This is a genomic window from Giesbergeria sinuosa, from assembly GCF_042652905.1.
Taxonomy (GTDB): Bacteria; Pseudomonadota; Gammaproteobacteria; order Burkholderiales; family Burkholderiaceae_C; genus Simplicispira; species Simplicispira sinuosa.
Window position 1 is genome coordinate 42,795 of record NZ_JBHSHJ010000010.1, and the last position, 19,701, is coordinate 62,495.

Genomic DNA, 19,701 nt, shown 5'->3' on the forward strand with positions numbered 1-19,701 from the left:
TATCGGGGGGACAAAGGCGCGATTGTATGCGGCAGGACATCAGCCCCTACACTCTGTAGGCTGTCAGGTGGAGCCAAACAACCAGCCCAAAAAGCGCCGTATCCAGAACCAGTAAAACAGGCAGGCCATCAGGAGCCAGTAGAACATCCAAACCCAACGGCTAGGCACCAGCCGGGTGCCGTGGCCAGACCAAACCTCCCAGCCACCACCACGCAGCAAAGGCTTGCCAGTGGCATCAAACACATTGAATTTTTTCATGGAGGGCAACGACCGGGCATAAAGCTGGTCTACATCACCATCCATCTTGACGATGAGCACCAAGCTCAGGCAGTAGCCTGCCACCCCAATGATCAAAAACTCCCAGAAACCCGTACTACCAATGGCCAGCCACAGGCCCATCATGGTGCAAAAAATGGCTAAACAAACCCACACCAGATGCATCCGGGCGTAATTGAACTTCATCTGTTGGGCACATTTGATAATCAAGGTGCGTGATTCTTGACCGTGGGGAGAGTTATAGACCTCACTGCCTATGGCTTGCAACGCATCACGGTTGTGGGCAATAGACACAAATCGCTGTATGACTTTTTGTGGGGTTTTGTAATCGGTCAAGAAAAGCTGGTGGTGATCAATTTGTTTGCCCACCTTGCGCAACTCCTCAAAGTCGGCCTCGACCAAATTTTCTACAATGCCGCCCTGCGTGAGCCATTTACGCTCTTTGCCATAAGCCACCGCCTTGAATTTTTTTCCATTGCAGGCGATGTCAATGGATTCAATATCTATATGCCCACCATAGACAACTTGGAGCATGCGGTGGTTATCCAACCCACGCCAGCCAACATACTCTTGTTGCACCACCGCAGAGGAGATATTGGCAATTTTTATCGGGTCTTTTTCTAGCTCAAAAATCTTTTTGGCATACTCAGACGACTGTGCTGGCAGCTTGGTTTGGTGGTGTATTTTGAGGTCAATCGACCCCTCGTACATCAGCCCAGTTTCATGCGAACCTGCACATTGCGGACAACTGAGCTTGCCGGTTTTCTTGCATTTTTCGCAGGGGCAGGCCCCCTTACCAGCACAACGCTCGCAAGGCACAAAGGCATTGCCCCGGCAAGCCAAACAGGGCACTGTGCCCTTCACGCACTCGGCATTGGGGCAAGGAATCATCTCCTTGACCGTTTGGTACTTGACCTTTTGTGGCCCACCATCCTTGCCCCCCCCACTGAACTCGTAGGGCACATCTTTTTCCTGCACCACTTCGCCATTGCCTAGGCAAGTCATGCACATGGTGCGACCTTGGTCGCAACCGGGTGCCCGACAAGGAAGCTTCTGATTGCCGTGGCACTGGGGGCAGACATATTCGCGGTTGCCACCACAGCTGTCGCAAACTACCTCACCTTCCTTGTTGCAGGTTTGGCATTTCTGCAAACTCCAGAAGCGGGTGCTCGTGCCCAGATAGATACCCTCCTCCAAGTCCAGAGGCAAGGTAGGATTGTTCTTGATTTTGTCGTCCAGCCTTTTTTCGGCATCGGCCTCGAGCTTTTCGATCAGCGCCACCATGCCTGTCTGGGCCAGCTCGTCTGCAGGGGCGCGATGGTCTTTGGATTGGGGCTTGAAATATCCGTTGACCGGTGTGACCTTGATATTTTTGTATAGAACAAAAGAAGCACTCAGGGTGAAATCTTGGTCAAACACCTTCTCCTGTATGGGCACCACATCAGCGGCCTTGAAGCTGGTTTTTTCGGCCACCATTCTCTGAATCTGTTGCAGTAAGGCACTACGCGGCCCCGATCCAGCAACGGGCGCCTTGGCGGACTGGGACTCAGGAGGAACAGGATTCGCAGAAGGGTTGTTCATTGCAGGCAGGACAAAAATTGACGGGTTTCAAGCAGCACAAAGATCCCGTAGTGGACATCTACGCTGCCTTCAAAGGCAACGATTCCTGCGGCCAAACGGCCATGCACCGCCGCGAAAATGTTCCGCACAGCTTTCAGATTGCGGTTGTGTGTTGTCTCGCAAACGTTGCACGTCGATGGCCATACCACCTTGGCCGATACTTTGCCGAGCAAAAAGCACGCCAAACCTCGTCTTGCAGGGCGGGGAAGAACAGCGCAAACACCGCAGGCGTCCTACCAGTGCTCAAGGTATTATTTTGCCATGCAGCGTCTGCCATTCTTTCCGTTTGCATTGTGGCCCAACAGCGTTGTAGCAGGCCCATACACCCGCCCGTGGCAAGCCCCTGGGCACGCTTGACGGATGCGTGCAGGGGCATGGGGACATGTTCTGCACGTTAGGGCGGACTTGCGCACAATAGGGCGGATGCCGTCTGCTTCACCCCCTCCTGATCGCACGGTTGCTGTGCCAGTAGCCGCGCCGCCGCCCAAGCCTTCTCACAACACACCCGATGGCGATGCCGCGCCCAGTGCCAGCACTGCACCACCCGCTCGGCTGGCAGCTCTGGCGCCTTTGAGCCTGCCGGTGTTTCGGATGCTGTGGCTCACTTGGGTGGTGGCCAATACCTGCATGTGGATGAATGATGTAGCCACTGCATGGCTCATGACCACCCTGACGACCTCGCCCGTATTGGTTGCACTGGTGCAGTCGGCGTCTACATTGCCGGTTTTTCTGCTGGGACTGCCCAGCGGGGCCTTGGCCGATATTTTGGATCGGCGGCGCTACTTCATAGTGACGCAGTTTTGGGTGGCGGGTGTGGCACTGGTGTTGTGCACGGCGATTTTGCTTGAGGGCATGACGGCACCACTGCTGTTGGCCCTGACTTTCGCCAACGGGATCGGGCTGGCCATGCGCTGGCCGGTGTTTTCAGCCATTGTGCCGGAGCTGGTCAGCCGGGCACAGTTGCCCGCCGCCTTGGCACTCAATGGCGTAGCCATGAATGCCTCACGAATCATCGGGCCACTGCTGGCTGGGGCCATCATTGCCAGTTTGGGCAGCGCCTGGGTATTTGTGCTCAACGCAGTGTTGTCGGTGCTGGCCGGGTTGGTCATCATGCGTTGGCAACGCACCCATGTTCCCAGCCCACTGGGGCGCGAGCGTCTGCCCAGTGCCATGCGGGTGGGTTTGCAGTTTGTGCGCCAGTCGCCCCGGCTCCAAGCGGTGTTGTGGCGTATTTCATTGTTTTTCCTCAATGGCACGGCGCTGATGGCGCTGTTGCCCTTGGTTGCCAAAGGACTAGACGGCGGCGGTGCAGGCACCTTTACCGTATTGCTGGCCAGCATGGGAGCGGGTGCCATTGGTGCCGCCCTGTGGTTGCCACGCCTGCGCCAAGCCTTTGCCCGCGACACCTTGGTGATGGGGGGCACTACCGTACAAGCCGCGGGCATGGCGTTGGTGGCGGTGGCTCCTTCGGTGTGGTTGGCGGTACCCGCCATGCTGATCAGTGGCATGGCTTGGATCACAGCGGCCAACTCGCTGAGCGTATCGGCCCAATTGGCATTGCCCAACTGGGTACGTGCGCGTGGTATGTCCATCTTTCAGATGGCAATCATGGGCAGCACAGCATTGGGTGCCGCACTGTGGGGGCAGGTAGCCACACTGACTTCTGTGAACACCAGCATGTTGCTGGCGGCAGGCACTGGGGTGTTGGCTATGGTGTTGGTGCAACGTCTGGCACAAGACCGTCATGCCGAAGAAGACCTGAGCCCCTCCCAAGCTTGGCAGCCCCCCCAAGCAGCTATTGCCCCAGAAGCCGGACGGGTGCTGACCACGATTGAGTATTGGATTGACCCCGCACGGGCGGTAGATTTTCTGGCTCTGATGCAAGAGAGCAAACGCAGCCGACTGCGCCAAGGCGCCCTGTCATGGCAATTGCAGCACGACATTGCCGACCCCCGACGCTATGTGGAGCAAATCGTGGACGAGTCTTGGACAGAACACCTGCGCCGCTTTGACCGCGTGACAGCCTCAGACGTGGCCTTGCGTGAGCGCAAGCTGGCGTTTCATGTGGCTGAAACGCCCCCGGTGATCGCGCGCTACCTGGTCGAACGTTGAGGCGGCCCGTGGCTCAGTAATAGCGGTTAGGTGCTGCCAACACGGCCATCGTGACACGCGAGATGCAAACGAGCTTGTCTTGCTCGTTGCAGATGCGTACTTCCCAGACATGGCTGCTGCGGCCCAAATGAACGGGCTTGGCAATGCCATACACCCAGCCCTCAGCAACAGCGCGGACATGGTTGGCATTGATTTCTTGGCCTACACAGTGGAACTGGGCTGGATCGACCACATGGGCAGCAGCCCACGAAGCCAAGGTCTCAGCAAACAACACCGACGCGCCGCCGTGCAATACACCGGCGGGCTGGCGTGTGCGTGCATCCACAGGCATACGGCCTTTGAGGTAGTCGTCACCGGCCTCAAGCAGCTCAATGCCTAAATTGCCGTTGGCACATTGCACGCCTTTTTCATTGATGGTGTCCAGTGGCACGCCAGAAAACCAAATCGCCATTCATGTCTCCTTCAGGTAGTGGGGGGAATGCTCAGTGCTTGGTGGCACCAAGATAAGCTTCTACCACCTTAGGGTTTTTGGCCAAGTCTGTAGCCTTGCCCTCTAGGGTGATGTCACCTACCTCCAGAACATAGCCGTAATCCGATACCTGTAGCGCAGCACGGGAATTTTGTTCGATCAGCAGCGTAGCCACGCCGGTTTCGCGCAGGCGCGAAATCACTTGGAACACCTCGGCCATCACGCGCGGGGCCAGCCCCAGTGATGGCTCATCGAGCATCAGCACCTTGGGGTCGCTCATCAAGGCACGGCCCAAGGCGATCATTTGGCGCTCACCGCCGGACATGGTGCCCGCCAATTGCAGGCGGCGCTCTTTCAGGCGCGGAAAGGTGGTGTAGATGCCCTCTAGCCCGTCACGGTACGACCAACCCGGTTTGCGCCGCCGGTAGGCTCCTAGCACCAAGTTGTCTTCTACCGTCATGGTGGAGAACAGCTCGCGCTTTTCGGGCACCAAGGCCAGCCCCTGGCCCAAGCGTTGCTCTACGCTGTCGTGCGAGACATCGCGGCCTTGGTATTGGATTTGGCCTTCGGCATGACCGGGTGCGGGCAGCACGCCCATGATGGAATTCAGCAGCGTGGATTTGCCTGCACCATTGGGGCCAATCACGGTCACGATTTGCCCAGCACGCACTTGGATGTTGGCATTGCGCAAGGCTTCGACCTTGCCATAGCGGGCGCTCAGACCGTGGGTACTGAGCACAACGGGGTGTTTGTCCTTGCTCATTCGATGCCTCCGAGGTAGGCGGCCAGCACGGCCTCGTTGTTTTGGATTTCGGTGGGCAAGCCTTCGGCAATCTTGCTGCCAAACTCCATCACCACCAGACGGTCGGTAATGCCCATAACAAAGTCCATGTCGTGCTCTACCAGCAGCACCGACATGCCTTCGGCCTTGAGCTGCTTGAGCAACTCGGACAGGGCTTGCTTTTCTTTCAGGCGCAAACCGGCAGCAGGCTCGTCCAACAGCAGCAACACCGGGTCGGTACACAGGGCGCGGGCAATTTCCAAAATGCGTTGTTGCCCCAAGGCCAAGCTGCCTGCGGGGGTGTGCATAAACTCACCCAAGCCAACGCGCTTGATTTGCTCAGCCGCCAAATAGAGCAGACGGGCTTCTTCGGCCCGGTCGAGGCGCAGAGCGGCACGCACGGGGTCCATGTGGCCGCGCAGGTGTGTGCCCATGGCGACGTTCTCTAGCACTGACAGGTGCGGAATCAAATGCACATGCTGGAAGCTGCGGCCAATGCCACGCTGCACAATGCGGCGCGAATCCAGCGTATCGATGCGCTCGCCACAGAAACGGATTTCGCCGCTGGTGACGGGCAGCACACCCGTCACCAAGTTGAACATGGTGGATTTACCCGCACCGTTGGGGCCAATCAAGCCAACGATTTCACCGGCACGCAGGTCAAACTGCATGTCTTTCACGGCCACCAAGCCACCAAACTGCTTGCGGGCCTCGTTCACTTCCAAAATGGTGCTGCCGGGGGTGGGCTTGGCGCGGCGGGGCATGTCGCTGTAGCCCTCCGGGGCAATCTCTGGGGCCACCACTTCTGGCTCGGGCGGATGCACATGCGCCCACAGCGCCGTGACGTTGGGCCAAATGCCATAGCGTGCGTGGTGCAACAGCAAAATCACCATGATGCCGAAGAACAGCATTTCGTAGTTGCCATTGCTGCCCAGCAGCAGCGGCAGCCAGTCTTGCAACTGGCTTTTCAGGCCTGTGAGCAAGCCCGCCCCCAAAATAGCGCCCCAGACATGGCCGACACCACCCACCACCGCCATGAACAGGTATTCAATGCCCATGTTCAGGCCAAACGGCGTCGCACTGACCGAACGCTGCAAATGGGCATACAGCCAACCCGACAAGCTGGCCATCAGGGCCGCCAAGACAAATACCAGCACCTTGTATTGCGCCGTGTGGATGCCCATCGCCTCGGGCATGGTCTTGCCCTTAGCCAGCGCATGGATGGCACGGCCCGGACGCGAATTGAGCAGGTTCAGCACCAGCCAAACACAGCCGCCCAAACAGAACCAAATCAGGCCGTACATGACACGCGGGTTGGACAGATCGATGCCAAACACCGTCAGGGGCGGAATGCCCGAGATACCGTCGTACTTGCCCAAAAATTCGAGCGTGCCAAACAGGTAATACAGCGACAAACTCCACGCAATGGTCGCCAACGGCAGATAGTGACCGGATAGGCGCACTGTCATGGCACCAATGGCCAAAGCGGCGGCACCAGACACCAGCAAGCCCATCGGCAGGCCCAGCCAAGGCGACCAACCCATAGTGGTGGACAGGTAGGCCGTGGTGTAAGCACCCAAGCCGACAAAGGCGGCTTGGCCAAAGGAGGTGAGGCCACCCACGCCGGTGAGCAGCACCAAGCCTAAAGCGGCAATCGAGTACAAACCGATGTAGTTGCCCAAGGTGACCCAAAAGCTGGGCACGGGCAGAAATGGAAACAGAAAGAACCACGCAAACAAAAGCCATTGCAGCTTTTTGGTGGAGAGAGAGGCAAGCAGGCGCATGGGAATCGGGCTTAAAGTTGGAGGGGTGGCATCAAGACAGTCCGCATGACCATCACTCTTCATCGCTGTGCGGCGAGCGCCACGAGCGCCAAGCCAACACGGGCAGAATCAAGGTGAAGACAATCACCTCCTTGTAGTCACTGGCCCAGAACGAGGAGTAGCTCTCGAGCAAGCCAACCATTACTGCGCCCACAGCGGCCAGTGGGTAACTGGCCAAGCCACCAATGATGGCGGCCACAAAGCCCTTCAAGGCCACGACAAAGCCGGTGTCGTATTGCACAGTGTTCATGGGGCCAATCAACACACCTGCCAAAGAACCCAGCCCCGCCGACAAGCCAAAGGCCAAACGCCCAGCCTGGTTGGTGCCAATGCCCACCAGCCGCGCCCCGTTGCGGTTGACCGCCGTGGCCCGCAGCGCCTTGCCCAGCAAGGTACGGTCAAAGAACAGATAGAGCAGCGCAATCAAGGACAGCGACACCAAAATCACCAACGCACTTTGACCCGAGATGAGCAAGGCGCCGACCGAGGTGCTCCACTCGGTAAAGGGCAGGGTGCGCGAGCCTTCGGGGCCAAACACCAACAGGCCCAAACTCAACAAGGCAAAATGCACTGCCACCGAGACAATCAACAGCACCAGCACCGAAGCCTCAGCCACCGGCTGGTAAGCCAAGCGGTAGATCATCAATCCCAATGGCACGGTGATGCCCAACACAAACATAATCTGGAACACCATGGGCAGCGTATGCCAAGGCAGTGCCGAAGCCAGTGCCCACACCAGCAAGGGGTAGAGCAGGTTTTCTGCCGCACTCCAGCCCAGCAGCCGAGGCGACAAGGGCTTGTAACGGCGCTCACGCAGAGCGGTCACCCACTCCATCAAAAAAGTAGCGATCCCCATCGCCAGCAGCAGGCCGACCAAACGGGGAAACTGCTCCGTCTGCAACGCAGCCAGAGTCAGGGCACCAAAACCCACAAATTCGCCTTGTGGCAAAAAGATCACCCGTGTCACTGAAAACACCAACACCAGCGCCATGGCCAGCAAGGCATAAACAGCGCCGTTAGTGATGCCATCTTGGGCCAAGATGGCGGCAATACTTAAATCCATGTTGTCTCCTGGTTCAGCCCGGCACAAAACCGGGCTGATACGGTGGTTTGGCAGCGGGGGCGTCAGGCCGTGTTGATGACAAAGGCGTCGCAGTAGAAATGCGTTGCGGGCAGCCCCGCCTGCGTGGTGAAGGCATCACGGGCGGCGTCGATCATCAGAGGGTTGCCACAGGCATACACCTCGTGGCCCGACAGGTCGGGCAGGTCTTGCAACACAGCGGCATGCACTAGGCCCGTGCGGCCCTGCCAATCGGCGGCGGCCTCTGAGAGCACAGGTACCAGCTGCACACCAGGAAATTGCGCTTGCCAAGCGGCTACGGACTCCACCGCATACAAGTCGCTCCAACGCCGCCCCCCCCAGTACAGCACCGCGCCGCGCTGGGCAATGGCGGCACCGTGGGTGCGCAGCAAGGCAGCAATGGGCGCATAGCCCGTGCCCGAAGCCAACAGTACGATGGGGGCCGTGCCCTCGTGCAACACAAAAGTGCCATACGGCCCTTGGATACGCAGCAGGTCACGGGGCTTGAGCTTGTCGTAGGCATGGGGCGAGAAGCGCCCGCCGTCCATGCGGCGCACATGCAGCTCCAGCAAGCCTTCGGCATTGGGCACATTGGCTAAGCTGTAGCTGCGCCGAGCACCATCTTTGAGCAATACGTCGATGTACTGGCCTGCCTGAAAATGCAAGCCCGAGGCCGCTGGCACCTGCAATTGCACTATCGCCACATCGGCAGAGGGGCGCTGCACCTCCAGCACCCGAGCCCCCACCGTGACCACCCGCTGGCCTGGCTCTCGGGGCACATCGGGTGCTTGCAGCACCAGATCGATCAAAGGAAAGGCCTGACAGGTACGACATTGGCCCACAGGCACTGGCTCGGCTCCGGCAGGCACTGGCTCGGCATGACGCACACTACCGGCATTCAGCGCCAAATGGCAACTGTTGCAAGTGCCAGCACGACAGCTGTGCGGCAACCAATAACCAGCGGCAATGGCTGCATCCAGCACCGTCTGATGGGGTGCGCAAGCAAAGCTGCCGCCGTGGGGCTCCAGCCGGATCTGAAAGGTCTCAGACATAGTGGATCAGCCCGCTTCGCTCATGGTGGGAATGGCATGGATGCGGTCGTGCTCTTGGGCTTTGAGCAAATCGAGTGCCACGTCCACGATCATGTCTTCCTGACCGCCAACCATACGCCGTTGGCCCAGCTCGACCAAAATGTCGACTGTCTTGAGGCCGTACTTCTTGGCCGCTGCCTCGCTGTGGCGCAAGAAACTGCTGTACACCCCGGCATAGCCCAGCGCCAATGTCTCGCGATCCACCCGCACTGGTCGATCTTGCAAGGGACGCACGATGTCGTCAGCAGCATCCATCAACTTATACAGATCGGTGCCGTGATTCCAGCCCAAACGTGCCGCCGCAGCAATGAACACTTCCAGCGGTGCATTGCCTGCACCGGCACCCATGCCTGCCAAGCTGGCATCCACGCGGTCGCAGCCTTCTTCGACCGCCACGATGCTGTTGGCTACGCCCAAACTCAGGTTGTGGTGGGCATGAATGCCCGTTTGCGTTTCGGGCTGCAAAGTGTCTTTGAAGGCACGGAAGCGGTCGCGCACGTCATTCATGTTCAGCGCACCGCCCGAGTCCACCACATAGCAGCAGGTGGCACCGTAGCTCTCCATCAGCTTGGCCTGTTGGGCCAACCCTTGGGGGGTTTGCATGTGGCTCATCATCAAAAAGCCCACGGCTTCCATGCCCAAATGGCGGGCGTATTCGATGTGTTGGCGCGAGATGTCGGCTTCGGTGCAGTGGGTGGCAACGCGCACAATGCGTGCCCCAGCATCGTAGGCGGCCTTGAGGTCGTGCACGGTGCCAATGCCTGGCAGCAGCAGGGTGGCAATTTTGGCGTGTTGCACCACGCTGGCCACGGCCTCAATCCACTCGATGTCGGTGTGTGCGCCAAAGCCATAGTTGAAACTGCCACCTTGCAAGCCATCACCGTGGGCCACTTCAATCGAATCGACTTTGGCTTCGTCCAGCGCCTTGGCAATCTGCTTGGCCTGCGCGACGCTGTATTGGTGGCGGATAGCGTGGCTGCCATCGCGCAGCGTGACGTCAGAGATGTAGATTTTCTTGTTCATAAGATGCTCTCCTGGTTCAGGCTGCGGCCAACATGCGCTCGGCCATCTTCTCGGCGGTGCGCAAACCGGCGCTGGTCATGATGTCAAGGTTGCCTGCGTAGGCGGGCAGGTAGTGGGCAGCGCCCTCCACCTCCAAGAACACCGAGGTTTTCAGGCCGCTCATGCGCGCCCCCACACCGGGGATGTTGATGGGGTGAGAAGCCTCGATACGGTCAAATTGCACTTTTTGCTTGAGGCGGTAACCGGGCACATAAGACTGCACATCAGCGGCCATCTGTTCGACCGAGGCGGCGATCTTGTCTTCATCGACAAACTCGCTCAAGGTGTAGACGGTGTCACGCATGATCAGCGGCGGCTCGGCCGGATTGAGCACAATGATGGCCTTGCCCTTGGCAGCGCCTCCCACCACTTCAATGGCTTTGGAGGTGGTTTCAGTGAACTCATCAATGTTGGCACGGGTGCCAGGGCCAGCACTCTTGCTAGAGATGGAGGCGACTATCTCGCCATAGTGGACTTTGGCCACACGCGACACCGCAGCGACCATCGGGATAGTGGCCTGACCACCACAAGTCACCATATTGACGTTGAGTGCATCCAGGTGGGTCTCGCCATTGACCACGGGGATACAGTAGGGGCCAATGGCCGCTGGTGTCAGGTCAATCATGCGGATGCCTGGCTTGAGGGTGCGCAGAAACGCATCGTTTTGCACATGGGCACCGGCACTGGTGGCGTCAAAGACAAAGTCAATGTCCTTGAATACGTCAAGGCGCGTCAAACCCTCAACCCCCTCGTGGGTAGTTGCTACGCCCATGCGGGCCGCACGGGCCAAACCATCCGAGGCAGGATCAATACCCACCATGGCCCCCATCTCGATGTGCTTGCCGTGGCGCAGAATCTTGATCATCAAGTCTGTGCCAATGTTGCCGCTGCCAATAATGGCTGCCTTGAGTTTCTTGGTCATAGAGATTTCAAAAAATTGCGCGCTGCGGCCCATAGCAGCCACCAGCGCGCAGGGGTTGCTATAGGGTCAGCCGCAAACAATCACAGCTTCGGGGCGTGGCTTGCTGTGCAACAGTTGCACCTGCTCGGCGCGACGCTTGAGCACGGCACGCTGGTTGATGTAGCCCTTGTCGGTGATTTCGCCTTCGTCCATGCTGGGAGGCTCGTCCAGCACCAGCGCCCGCTGGGCACTTTGCGAAGAGCCACCGCCTTCGGCCTTGAGCTTGCGCAAGCCCGTTTGGATGTGGGCAGCCAACTCTTGCGCCGACAGCCCCTTGGCGGCGGCGCTGGGAAACACCAACAGCCCCACTTCATCGGCATCGTGGCCCGTGACCACCACATCCTGTGCCCACGGGGCCAGTGCTGTCACGGCCTTGACGCGCAAGGTGCCCACCGACACCCAAGTGCCCGTGGTCAACTTGAAGTCTTCGGCCACACGGCCATTGAACAACACGCCTTTTTCGGGATGCTCGGGGTCTACCAACAGGCCCGCATCACCAATGATGTAGTAGCCTTCTTCGTCAAAGGCTTTGGCCGTCTGTTCAGGGTTGCGCAGGTATTCATCAAACACCTGTGGCCCCTTGACGCGCATTTCCAATTTGCCGTTGTTGGGCAAGAATTTCAGGCTAGTACCGGGCACGGGCAGGCCAATGCAGCCGGGGCCGTCGAGCTTCCAATGCACATTGGTGATCAGGGGCGAGGTTTCGGTGGCGCCCCAAGCGGCGGTAAACCAGACAGACTCGCCCAGCACGCTCTTGGCGCTGCGCTCTAGCCTGTCCCAAGTGGCTTGGGGCAGGGCTGCCGCCGCATAGAACACACCACGCAAACGGCCAAAGAAGTCGCGGGCAAAGCTCTCGTCTTCTTCCAAAAAGGCAATCAAGGCATCAAAGCCCTTGGGCACATTGAAGTACAAGTTGGGCTGTACTTCGCGCAGGTTGCGCACTGATTTTTCCATCAAACCCGGCACTGGGCGGCCTTCGTCAATGTAGAAGCTGCCGCCGTTGCACAGCGCCATGTTCAGGTTGTGGTTGGTGCCAAAGGTGTGGCTCCAAGGCAACCACGAAACGATGACTGGCTTTTCTTCGCGCAAAAAAGTCCAGGTCTGGCGGATTTGTTCTTGGTTGGCGCACAACATACGGTGCGTGTTCACGGCAATTTTGGGTTTGCCGGTGGAGCCTGAAGTGAGCAGGTATTTGGCGTGGGTCTCGGGCGTGATGCGGGCAAACGCGTCCATCACAGCCGGTGTTTCTTTGGCGCGGGTTAACTCGGCAAACGAGCGCCCCACCGACACACTGTAGGCATTGTGGCTAAGCACCACCGGGCAATCCAGACCTGCGGCACGGATGGCAGGGCCATACACCGCCCCATCCGAGGCGTAAATCAGCCCCGGCTGCAACTCGTGCAGGATGCCAGAGATCTTGCTGTACTCTTTGGCGAGGCGTGAATAAGCACTGGTAATGGCCGTGAACGGGCGGCCAATGTGCATGGTGGCAAACATCAGCAGTGCCTGATCCAAGCTGTTGTCCGACAGGCACACCACGGGTGCATTTTCTGCCAGCCCCAAATCCAGCAGGCTCTGGGCAATGGCTCCGATCTTGTCACGGGTCTGGGCATAGGTCAGCTTGACCCACTCGCCATCAGGGCCACGCTCTGCCAAGAACAAGGCATTGGGCGTGGTACGCGCCCAATGCTCCAGCCAATCGCCAATGCAGCGGGTCACATCGCCCAACGGTTCTGGCGATGTCAGGATAAAACCACCCTCGGGCAGGTCTTGCTTGAGCACCGCTGGCGTAGCCAGCATGGCGGGGTTGGTAAAAAACGAACTACTCATGGTGTGCGGTTCCTGCGCGGTATTACTTCAAGAGCTTCCAGGCGTTCTTTTCAATCGTCACCAGCACGCGGCCATCGGTACCAAAGCCGGAGTGGTCGGTCGGGCTCATGGTGATCACGCCGTGGGTCACGGGCAGCTTGTTGGTTTTTTCCACAGCATCGCGCAGCGCAGCGCGGAACTCGGGTGTGCCGGGTTTCGCTTGCTTGGCCACGGTGGTCACGGCTTTGTCCAGCACCAAATAGGCATCGTGGGCATAAGCACCAAAGGGGCTGCGCGAGCCGGCACCGTGCTTGCCTTCATAGGCTTTCAGGTAATCCAAACCGGGCTTTTTGCTGGGGTGGCTGTCGGGCAGTTGCTCGCTGACCAGCACATTGCCCGTGGGCAGCACCACGCCTTCATCGGCGGTGCCCGAGACGCGCAAAAAGTCGTTGTTGGCGACGCCGTGGGTTTGGTAGAACTGGCCCTTGTAACCCCGGTCACGCAGAGCACGCATGGGCAAGGCAGCCGGTGTGCCACTGGCGGCAATGAACACGGCTTGCGGGTTGCTTTGCATCAGCTTGAGCGTTTGGGCCGTGACGCTTTGGTCGCTGCGGGCATAACGCTCTACCGCCGTCACTTTGATACCGTGCTGGGCCGCACCCTTTTGCACATCTTGCAACCAGCCTTCACCATAGGCATCGCTAAAGCCCATAAAGGCAATGTTCTGGACGTTGTGGGCCTTCATGTGCTCAAACAGAGCCGAAGACATCACGCTGATGGACTGGGGCAGCGGAAACACCCATTCAATCTGCTTGGGCTGAAACGGTGCCAAGGCCAATTGGGGCGTTTTGCTGGCGGTAGCGGCTTCGGCAATCGCCAACGAGGTGGGCACGGTGGTGGAGCCAATGATGGCGTCTACCTTGTCCGAGTCGATAAAGCGGCGTGCATTCTTGGCGGCTTGGCTGGGGTCGGAGGCATCGTCCAAGACGATATAGTTCACCGGCAACCCCCCCAAGGTTTTGGGCAACAGCTCAATGCTGTTCTTTTCGGCAATGCCCAACGAGGCGGCGGGGCCAGTGGTGCTCAGCGACACCCCCACATTGATGGTTTGTGCCTGGGCCATAGCGGGCAATACCAGACTGGTGGCGATAGCCAGGGCAGTCAGTGCGTGACGACGTTGCATGGATTTGTCTCCTGTTAAAAATCGTGAAAGAAAAAGCTGGCCGAAGTGGCCCCAACTCAGTCGTCGTACAGATCAGTGGCTGTGGGCCTTGGCGGCATAACGTGGCAGCAAAGCGGCCAGATCCTGCTGCTCACGCACCAAGGTCTCGGCATATCCGGCCTGCAGCTCGGCCACCACCTCTGCCACTTGGGCCACGCGGTCAATACCACCCACTCCATGACCGGCCGACCACACCGATTTCCAAGCTTTGGGGGCCGCGACGATGTCGCCAGAAAAATCGATCTTTTTCTCTTCCTTGAGCTGCTCTGGCGTAAAGCCGGCCTGCTCCAGCGTGGGCTTGAGCCAATTGGCCAACACCCCCGACACCGCCTTGGTCTGCACCAAGTCTTCCAAATAGCTGCGCACCAGCAAATCACGGTAGGCTGGTTCTGCCAGACTCTCTTCGGTGGCAATGAAACGGGTGCCCGCCAACACAAAGTCGGCCCCCAACAATTGGGCAGCGCGAATATCCAACCCCGTAGTAATGGCCCCAGCCAGACCCACCGGCCCCTGCCAGAAGCGGCGCACTTCGGCCAGAAGTGCAAAGGGGTGGTAAGTGCCCGTATGGCCGCCCGCACCGTGGGTCACCAGCACCAGCACATCGGCGCCAGCGTCGGCGGCCTTGCGGGCCAGCGTGGGGTTGATCACATCGGCCATGACGATGCCGCCATAGCCATGCACCGTCTCTAATACACGCTTGGGGCTGCCCAATGCGGTAGACACCACCTTGGGCTGGTACTTGGCAACCAGTGCCAGCTCGGCAGCAAATCGGTCGTAGCTGCTGTGGACAATCATGTTCAGCGCCCAGGCCGCCGCCGCATTGCCCTGCTGCACCCCCTCGCGGGTCTGGGCCATCCACTGCTCCAACACCTCGATATTGCGAGCGTTGGCGGCAGGGTAAGAGCCAATGATGCCGGCACGGGCACAGGCCACCACCAACTCTGGCCCACTGACCAAAAACATGGGGGCTGCCATCAGCGGCAAGGTACTGGCGGCCAGCAAATCCATGAAAGATTGCTGGGCTGGCGTGAAATGGCGAGAAATCGTCATGGGGGTCTCGTCTCTTGTTTCAGCGCATGGGCCGGATTTCCCAGCCACCATCGCTCTGGATAATTGCTGCCGTGGTGGCGCGGCTGTTGGCCTTGGACGCCAGCAGCACATAGTGGCCGGTGTGGTCTTCGGGCTGGGCAATGAACTTGAGCGGCATGGCGTTGGCCACGCTGTCTTCAAAGCCCGGAATTTCGGACAGGCGCTTTTCTTGTTTGCCCAAACTGGCGGGGCCGCGCAGCGGCGTCACGGTGCCACCGGGAGCGACGCCATTGACGCGCACATCGGGGGCAAACTCATAGGCCAACTGCTTGATCAAACCCACCCCGGCGTGCTTGGAGGCCACATAGAGCGGGCCACCGCCACCGGCATAAAAGGCTGAGTTGGACAGGGTAAAAATCATGCTGCCGCCACTGGCACGCAGGTGTGGTGCAGCGGCACTGGCGGCCAGCACATAGCCTTTCACATTGACGCCAAAAATTTCGTCAAAGCTCTCAGCCACCTGCTCGGTGCTCATCTTTTCCAGCCGGGCAAAGAAGTCCCACACGCCCGCATTGCCAACCAAAGTATCAAGCTTGCCAAAGCGGGCCACGGTCGCTTCTACAGCCGCCACGTTGTCGGCGGGCGAGCGCACGTCGCCCACAGAGACCACCACCTTGTCACCAAACTCGGCCACCAAGCCATCGACTTGCTCGGCGCTACGCACCATCACACCCACACCGGTGCAGCCTTCGGCAATAAAACGCTTCACCACAGCCCGGCCTATGCCCGAAGCTCCGCCTGTGACCAAGGCCACATACCCATCTAGCCAACCCATAGCACTTCCTTGTTCGTATGCAGAAAAACAACCCCGGCTGCAAGCCGGGGCATGAGGACAAGGCGCCGTGGCGCCCCGGCCTTACAGGAAGGTGTTGAGGTTTTTCGACATGAACACCGATTGGGTGATCAAGATCTTGCGCTTGGCAATCTGGAAGCTGTCTCCCACAGCGCGGATCACATCCTCACGGCGGCCCACCAGCAAGTCGTTGTCTTTTTCGACCCGGCTGCGGTAGTTGACAAAGCTCGAATGCACGATGAACTCACCGGGCTGCTCGCCTTGGTAGACCTCAATGCCACTGACCACATGGGCGTGGCGTGTGGCCGGGTCTTCAGCCCAGGCGCTGGGCTGCTTGAAGCGGGTGATGCGGCGTGTCAAATCCAGCAGGCTGTCGTTGTAGAGCGCCCCACCATCGATTTGATAAGCCCCCTTTTTGTCATAGCGGCGGCGGTTTTCCATCGTCGGCATCCAGTAGTGGATGTCTGGGGCCAGCAGGGCCAGCCAATCGTCCCAACGCTCGTTGTCCAACAGGCGGGCTTCGCGGTACAGGAATTGCTCAATGCGGCGCTGGGTTTCAGCGTCCACAGACATTTCGGCTTGGGGTGTGGCGACGGCGTTCATGCGGCCTCCTTGGTGCTGGTAGTGGGCAGGGTGGGAACGTCACGCTGGGGCACGTCTTGCCATTCCTGCGCCTTCATCAGATCGAGCCATCGCTGGTAGAACGCGCGCTGGTTGGCCTCATTGATCTGACCACGGTAGACATTGCACGGCAGGTCGGTGTCGGTGATGCGGGTGTTTTGGCCCAAGCCCAAATACAGGTCTTGCTGGCGCGTGACAAAACCGGCATTGGTCTTGGTGCTGTATTCCCAGTTCTCGCCGTCGTCCATCTCGAACACGCCCGAGGGGCTGAAGGTCATCATGGTGCCCTTGCGCCACTTGTCCTTGATCTCTTGTGGAGCGTTCTTGTTGACAAACGTCCATGTGTGCAGCTCGATTTGGCCGGGGCCGCGTGGATGCCAAGTGCGGAAAGTGTTCTGGCCGGGCAAAAACGAGGTGTTGGGAAACAGCGTACACGACGAGATAGCACCAATCATCTTGGAGCGCACTTCACCCAAACGCTCTTGCACCTTGGGTTGCAGCACATACAGGTACTTCATCAACTCCTTGTCGCCCAGCGTGGCGCAGTTGCCCACGATGTCTTGGTTGAACTCCCAGCCGTGGCCGTTGAAGTTCACTTGGTAAGACTGCTCGGGGAACTTGTGCACTTCGGCCACCGAGCCGCCCACCATCGCTTTGGCGCCAGAGTCGTGCGTCCAGCCGGCGTGCAGGATGTCGCCGACAAAGTTTTCCGAGGCGTATTTCCAGTTGCACTGGATGACGGACTTGACGCAACCACCCACAAACTCGGTGCCGCCTTCGTCCATGTCAAAGATGGCATCGAGGTAGTAGCGGAAATCGCCCAAGTATTCAGCCAGCGAGGGGGCGTTGGGGTCGAGCGTGGCAAATATCAGGCCCTTGTAGCTGTCAATCTGTGCCACGGGGTGCAGGCTGTGCTCGTTTTTGTCCATCCCGGTGGCTTCATAAGCCTCGGAGGCGTGCATGCCCTTGAGCGCACCGTCAATACCAAAGGCCCAGCCGTGGTAGTTGCAAACAAATTGGCGCGCGTTGCCCAAGTCGGCAAACGTGACCTTGTTGCCACGGTGGGGGCAGGTGTTCAAGAAGCCACGGATGCTGTTGTCCTTTTGGCGCACGATGATGACGTTGTCTTCACCCATATAGGTCGAGACAAAATCGCCCGACTTGGGGATTTGCGATTCATGGCCGACAAACAGCCAGCAGCGGGCAAAGATTTTTTCCAGTTCCTGCTCGTAGATGTCGCGATCCCAAAAGATGTCGCGCGACATGCGACCCTTGTCCAGATCCATCATGCGATCCAGACGGGCAATGGCCTCGGCCACGGGCCGACGCTTGAGCCGCTCGGGCAGGGATGTGTTGTGTTGACTCACGTTGTTTGCTCCTTAAATGCCGCCAGCCGCTTCGTCGGCTTCCTGGCTCAAATCGACCAGTACATCGTCACCTTGCGTTGTCACCTTGTAAGTGCGCAACGCCACTTCGCAGGGCCAGCCCATAGGCTGGCCGCTGGGAATATGGAAAGTCCCGTCATGCACGGGGCAGGCAATCAGATCGCCATCGACGATCTCGCCCTCCGCCAGCGAGGCAGTGGCGTGGGTGCAACCGTCTTGGGTGGCATAAAAAGTGCCATCGACGTTGTAAACCGCCAACTCACAAGCGCCTACCACCTGCTTGCGCACCTGACCGGCGGGCAGCTCGCCCTTCTTGAACAAATAAATCGGTTGTTCGCTCATGGACACTCTTTCAGGCGTGCAACTGCACAAAGCCCAAGCCCGTCACCCATTCGGGCACGGCGGCGTAATCAATGATTTCGCCCTTGGCACCGGGCATGGCACCCATCGCACAGGCCCATTGGCGGATTTCCATGCCACCGTTGCCACCGTTGGCGAGGATGTAGTCGTCGCTCAGGGCACCGATACCGGCCAGATCACCACGCACGGCGTAGTCCATGATTTCGCGGTCAAAGGCTTCGTTGACCTTGCCCATTTCGGGCACACCCACCCAGTGGCTGATACCACCGCTGCCAATCACCACCACGCGCTCATCGTCGGGGCTGGCTTCAATGGCGGCCTTGATGGCACCGCCCACCTGAATGGCCCGCTGCATCTTGATAAAGGGATCGACCCCCGAGGCCAAATACACCGGAATCGTGCCGATTTTCTGGCCCTTGGCGCGCACCGGCTCAATGATGAGCTGGTTCGGAATCGCCACCGCATGGTCTACCGTAAAGGCGCGACCCACCGCCCAGTCAAAGCCGTTGGCATGACCATGCTCGGCAATAAAGCCTGCCAGCTTTTGGGTGTCAGGAATCACGCCCCGGCGCAAGCCAGGCAGGGGGTCAATCGGGCCATCCACATCGCCCGTACCAATCAGGTACTGCGGCAGGCAACCTGTGCCAAACAGCATGTAGTGGTCTGCACCAATCACCACCACGCTGGTGGCGTTCAGGCCCGCCAAACGCTCGGCACAGATGGCAAAAGCCCCCCACATGCGCTGCGCCACCGCTTCTTGCGGCGCGTTGGGTGCAATGAACATCACCGGATCGTGCGGCACCAAAAAGCCGCCAACAATTTTTCCCACAGCCAGTCCTTGGTTTATTGTTTGAGGGCAGCAGAGAACACCGGCTCTGTTGCGCTGGATTCGGGGCGCAGTGCCTGCATGTAGGCCACTGGCGAGCGATTGGGGGCGTTTTCTTGCCAAAAGCCCATCGTCAGCATCGGATGTACGCCGTGCTTTTGCAGGGCCGCCACATCAAAGGTTTGCACCCAATGGCGCTCTTGCTCGGTCAGGGCATAGCGGTCGAGCAGCTTGTCGCCCTCTTCCTTGAAGCGTTGCTTGATGCTGCGGTCAATACACAGTTGGTACAGCAGCTTTTCCACCACGTTACGGCTCATGGG

The 19,701-nt window shown here is 59.1% G+C and carries 18 protein-coding genes; 1 reads left to right on the plus strand and 17 read right to left on the minus strand.

Annotated elements, in window-relative coordinates; all coding sequences use genetic code 11:
- Positions 1-63: 63 nt before the first annotated feature.
- Positions 64-1,857, minus strand: a complete 1,794-nt coding sequence (locus ACFO6X_RS12120) for a DnaJ-like cysteine-rich domain-containing protein (protein ID WP_382433376.1) — start codon at positions 1,855-1,857, stop codon at positions 64-66.
- Between the two features lie 462 nt (positions 1,858-2,319).
- Here ACFO6X_RS12120 and ACFO6X_RS12125 point away from each other — a divergent pair, with 462 nt between their 5' ends.
- Positions 2,320-4,008 carry an MFS transporter gene (locus ACFO6X_RS12125; RefSeq protein ID WP_382433378.1) on the plus strand — a complete coding sequence of 563 codons (1,689 nt, stop codon included), beginning with the start codon at positions 2,320-2,322 and terminating at the stop codon, positions 4,006-4,008.
- 13 nt (positions 4,009-4,021) lie between these two features.
- On the opposite strand, the gene ACFO6X_RS12130 is transcribed toward ACFO6X_RS12125, so the two are convergent.
- From ACFO6X_RS12130 to ACFO6X_RS12205, 16 genes are all read right to left on the minus strand, one after another.
- Positions 4,022-4,459, minus strand: a complete 438-nt coding sequence (locus ACFO6X_RS12130; protein ID WP_382433380.1) for a hotdog fold thioesterase — start codon at positions 4,457-4,459, stop codon at positions 4,022-4,024.
- Positions 4,460-4,490: 31 nt separating this feature from the next.
- On the minus strand, positions 4,491-5,240 hold the full coding sequence (locus ACFO6X_RS12135) for an ABC transporter ATP-binding protein (protein ID WP_382433382.1): 750 nt from the start codon (positions 5,238-5,240) through the stop codon (positions 4,491-4,493).
- Positions 5,237-7,042: a branched-chain amino acid ABC transporter ATP-binding protein/permease gene (locus ACFO6X_RS12140; RefSeq protein ID WP_382433384.1), complete on the minus strand. Its 1,806-nt coding sequence runs from the start codon at positions 7,040-7,042 to the stop codon at positions 5,237-5,239. Before ACFO6X_RS12140 ends, ACFO6X_RS12135 begins: the two co-directional genes overlap by 4 nt.
- A gap of 52 nt (positions 7,043-7,094) precedes the next feature.
- Entirely contained in the window at positions 7,095-8,144 is a 1,050-nt protein-coding gene (locus tag ACFO6X_RS12145) for a branched-chain amino acid ABC transporter permease (protein WP_382433386.1), read from the minus strand.
- Positions 8,145-8,206: 62 nt separating this feature from the next.
- Positions 8,207-9,214, minus strand: a complete 1,008-nt coding sequence (locus ACFO6X_RS12150; RefSeq protein ID WP_382433388.1) for an FAD-binding oxidoreductase — start codon at positions 9,212-9,214, stop codon at positions 8,207-8,209.
- Positions 9,215-9,220: 6 nt separating this feature from the next.
- Positions 9,221-10,276 (minus strand): 4-hydroxy-2-oxovalerate aldolase, encoded by a 1,056-nt coding sequence (gene dmpG, locus ACFO6X_RS12155; RefSeq protein ID WP_382433390.1) that lies wholly within the window; start codon positions 10,274-10,276, stop codon positions 9,221-9,223.
- A 16-nt stretch (positions 10,277-10,292) separates the two neighbouring features.
- Complete coding sequence (locus ACFO6X_RS12160) at positions 10,293-11,237, minus strand: acetaldehyde dehydrogenase (acetylating) (RefSeq protein WP_382433392.1); 945 nt, start codon at positions 11,235-11,237, stop codon at positions 10,293-10,295.
- Positions 11,238-11,303: 66 nt separating this feature from the next.
- Positions 11,304-13,106 carry a feruloyl-CoA synthase gene (locus tag ACFO6X_RS12165; protein WP_382433394.1) on the minus strand — a complete coding sequence of 601 codons (1,803 nt, stop codon included), beginning with the start codon at positions 13,104-13,106 and terminating at the stop codon, positions 11,304-11,306.
- A 22-nt stretch (positions 13,107-13,128) separates the two neighbouring features.
- Entirely contained in the window at positions 13,129-14,268 is a 1,140-nt protein-coding gene (locus tag ACFO6X_RS12170; RefSeq protein ID WP_382433396.1) for an ABC transporter substrate-binding protein, read from the minus strand.
- 72 nt (positions 14,269-14,340) lie between these two features.
- Entirely contained in the window at positions 14,341-15,357 is a 1,017-nt protein-coding gene (locus ACFO6X_RS12175; RefSeq protein ID WP_382433398.1) for an NAD(P)H-dependent flavin oxidoreductase, read from the minus strand.
- A gap of 19 nt (positions 15,358-15,376) precedes the next feature.
- The gene (gene hcaB / locus ACFO6X_RS12180; protein WP_382433400.1) at positions 15,377-16,171 is read right to left on the minus strand and encodes a 3-(cis-5,6-dihydroxycyclohexa-1,3-dien-1-yl)propanoate dehydrogenase; all 795 of its coding nucleotides are present in this window, start codon (positions 16,169-16,171) and stop codon (positions 15,377-15,379) included.
- An 81-nt stretch (positions 16,172-16,252) separates the two neighbouring features.
- Positions 16,253-16,792: a 3-phenylpropionate/cinnamic acid dioxygenase subunit beta gene (locus ACFO6X_RS12185; protein ID WP_382433402.1), complete on the minus strand. Its 540-nt coding sequence runs from the start codon at positions 16,790-16,792 to the stop codon at positions 16,253-16,255.
- Positions 16,789-18,177: an SRPBCC family protein gene (locus tag ACFO6X_RS12190; RefSeq protein WP_382433404.1), complete on the minus strand. Its 1,389-nt coding sequence runs from the start codon at positions 18,175-18,177 to the stop codon at positions 16,789-16,791. Before ACFO6X_RS12190 ends, ACFO6X_RS12185 begins: the two co-directional genes overlap by 4 nt.
- 12 nt (positions 18,178-18,189) lie before the next feature.
- A complete protein-coding gene (locus ACFO6X_RS12195; RefSeq protein ID WP_300077967.1) occupies positions 18,190-18,537 on the minus strand; it encodes a non-heme iron oxygenase ferredoxin subunit in 348 nt (115 codons plus the stop codon).
- A gap of 10 nt (positions 18,538-18,547) precedes the next feature.
- Positions 18,548-19,384, minus strand: a complete 837-nt coding sequence (locus tag ACFO6X_RS12200) for a DODA-type extradiol aromatic ring-opening family dioxygenase (RefSeq protein ID WP_382433406.1) — start codon at positions 19,382-19,384, stop codon at positions 18,548-18,550.
- 14 nt (positions 19,385-19,398) lie between these two features.
- Positions 19,399-19,698, minus strand: coding sequence for a hypothetical protein (locus ACFO6X_RS12205; RefSeq protein ID WP_382433408.1), 300 nt, complete (start codon positions 19,696-19,698; stop codon positions 19,399-19,401).
- Positions 19,699-19,701 lie beyond the last annotated feature (3 nt).

What these genes read in the sequence shown, in the direction of transcription:
- ACFO6X_RS12130 (WP_382433380.1), bottom strand. Translation starts at nt 4,459, where the DNA reads ATGGCGATTTGGTTTTCTGGCGTGCCACTGGACACCATCAATGAAAAA.
- ACFO6X_RS12160 (WP_382433392.1), bottom strand. Translation starts at nt 11,237, where the DNA reads ATGACCAAGAAACTCAAGGCAGCCATTATTGGCAGCGGCAACATTGGC.
- ACFO6X_RS12140 (WP_382433384.1), bottom strand. Translation starts at nt 7,042, where the DNA reads ATGCGCCTGCTTGCCTCTCTCTCCACCAAAAAGCTGCAATGGCTTTTG.
- ACFO6X_RS12135 (WP_382433382.1), bottom strand. Translation starts at nt 5,240, where the DNA reads ATGAGCAAGGACAAACACCCCGTTGTGCTCAGTACCCACGGTCTGAGC.
- ACFO6X_RS12125 (WP_382433378.1), top strand. Translation starts at nt 2,320, where the DNA reads ATGCCGTCTGCTTCACCCCCTCCTGATCGCACGGTTGCTGTGCCAGTA.
- ACFO6X_RS12170 (WP_382433396.1), bottom strand. Translation starts at nt 14,268, where the DNA reads ATGCAACGTCGTCACGCACTGACTGCCCTGGCTATCGCCACCAGTCTG.
- ACFO6X_RS12150 (WP_382433388.1), bottom strand. Translation starts at nt 9,214, where the DNA reads ATGTCTGAGACCTTTCAGATCCGGCTGGAGCCCCACGGCGGCAGCTTT.
- ACFO6X_RS12195 (WP_300077967.1), bottom strand. Translation starts at nt 18,537, where the DNA reads ATGAGCGAACAACCGATTTATTTGTTCAAGAAGGGCGAGCTGCCCGCC.
- ACFO6X_RS12185 (WP_382433402.1), bottom strand. Translation starts at nt 16,792, where the DNA reads ATGAACGCCGTCGCCACACCCCAAGCCGAAATGTCTGTGGACGCTGAA.
- dmpG (WP_382433390.1), bottom strand. Translation starts at nt 10,276, where the DNA reads ATGAACAAGAAAATCTACATCTCTGACGTCACGCTGCGCGATGGCAGC.
- ACFO6X_RS12120 (WP_382433376.1), bottom strand. Translation starts at nt 1,857, where the DNA reads ATGAACAACCCTTCTGCGAATCCTGTTCCTCCTGAGTCCCAGTCCGCC.
- ACFO6X_RS12175 (WP_382433398.1), bottom strand. Translation starts at nt 15,357, where the DNA reads ATGACGATTTCTCGCCATTTCACGCCAGCCCAGCAATCTTTCATGGAT.
- ACFO6X_RS12205 (WP_382433408.1), bottom strand. Translation starts at nt 19,698, where the DNA reads ATGAGCCGTAACGTGGTGGAAAAGCTGCTGTACCAACTGTGTATTGAC.
- ACFO6X_RS12165 (WP_382433394.1), bottom strand. Translation starts at nt 13,106, where the DNA reads ATGAGTAGTTCGTTTTTTACCAACCCCGCCATGCTGGCTACGCCAGCG.
- hcaB (WP_382433400.1), bottom strand. Translation starts at nt 16,171, where the DNA reads ATGGGTTGGCTAGATGGGTATGTGGCCTTGGTCACAGGCGGAGCTTCG.
- ACFO6X_RS12145 (WP_382433386.1), bottom strand. Translation starts at nt 8,144, where the DNA reads ATGGATTTAAGTATTGCCGCCATCTTGGCCCAAGATGGCATCACTAAC.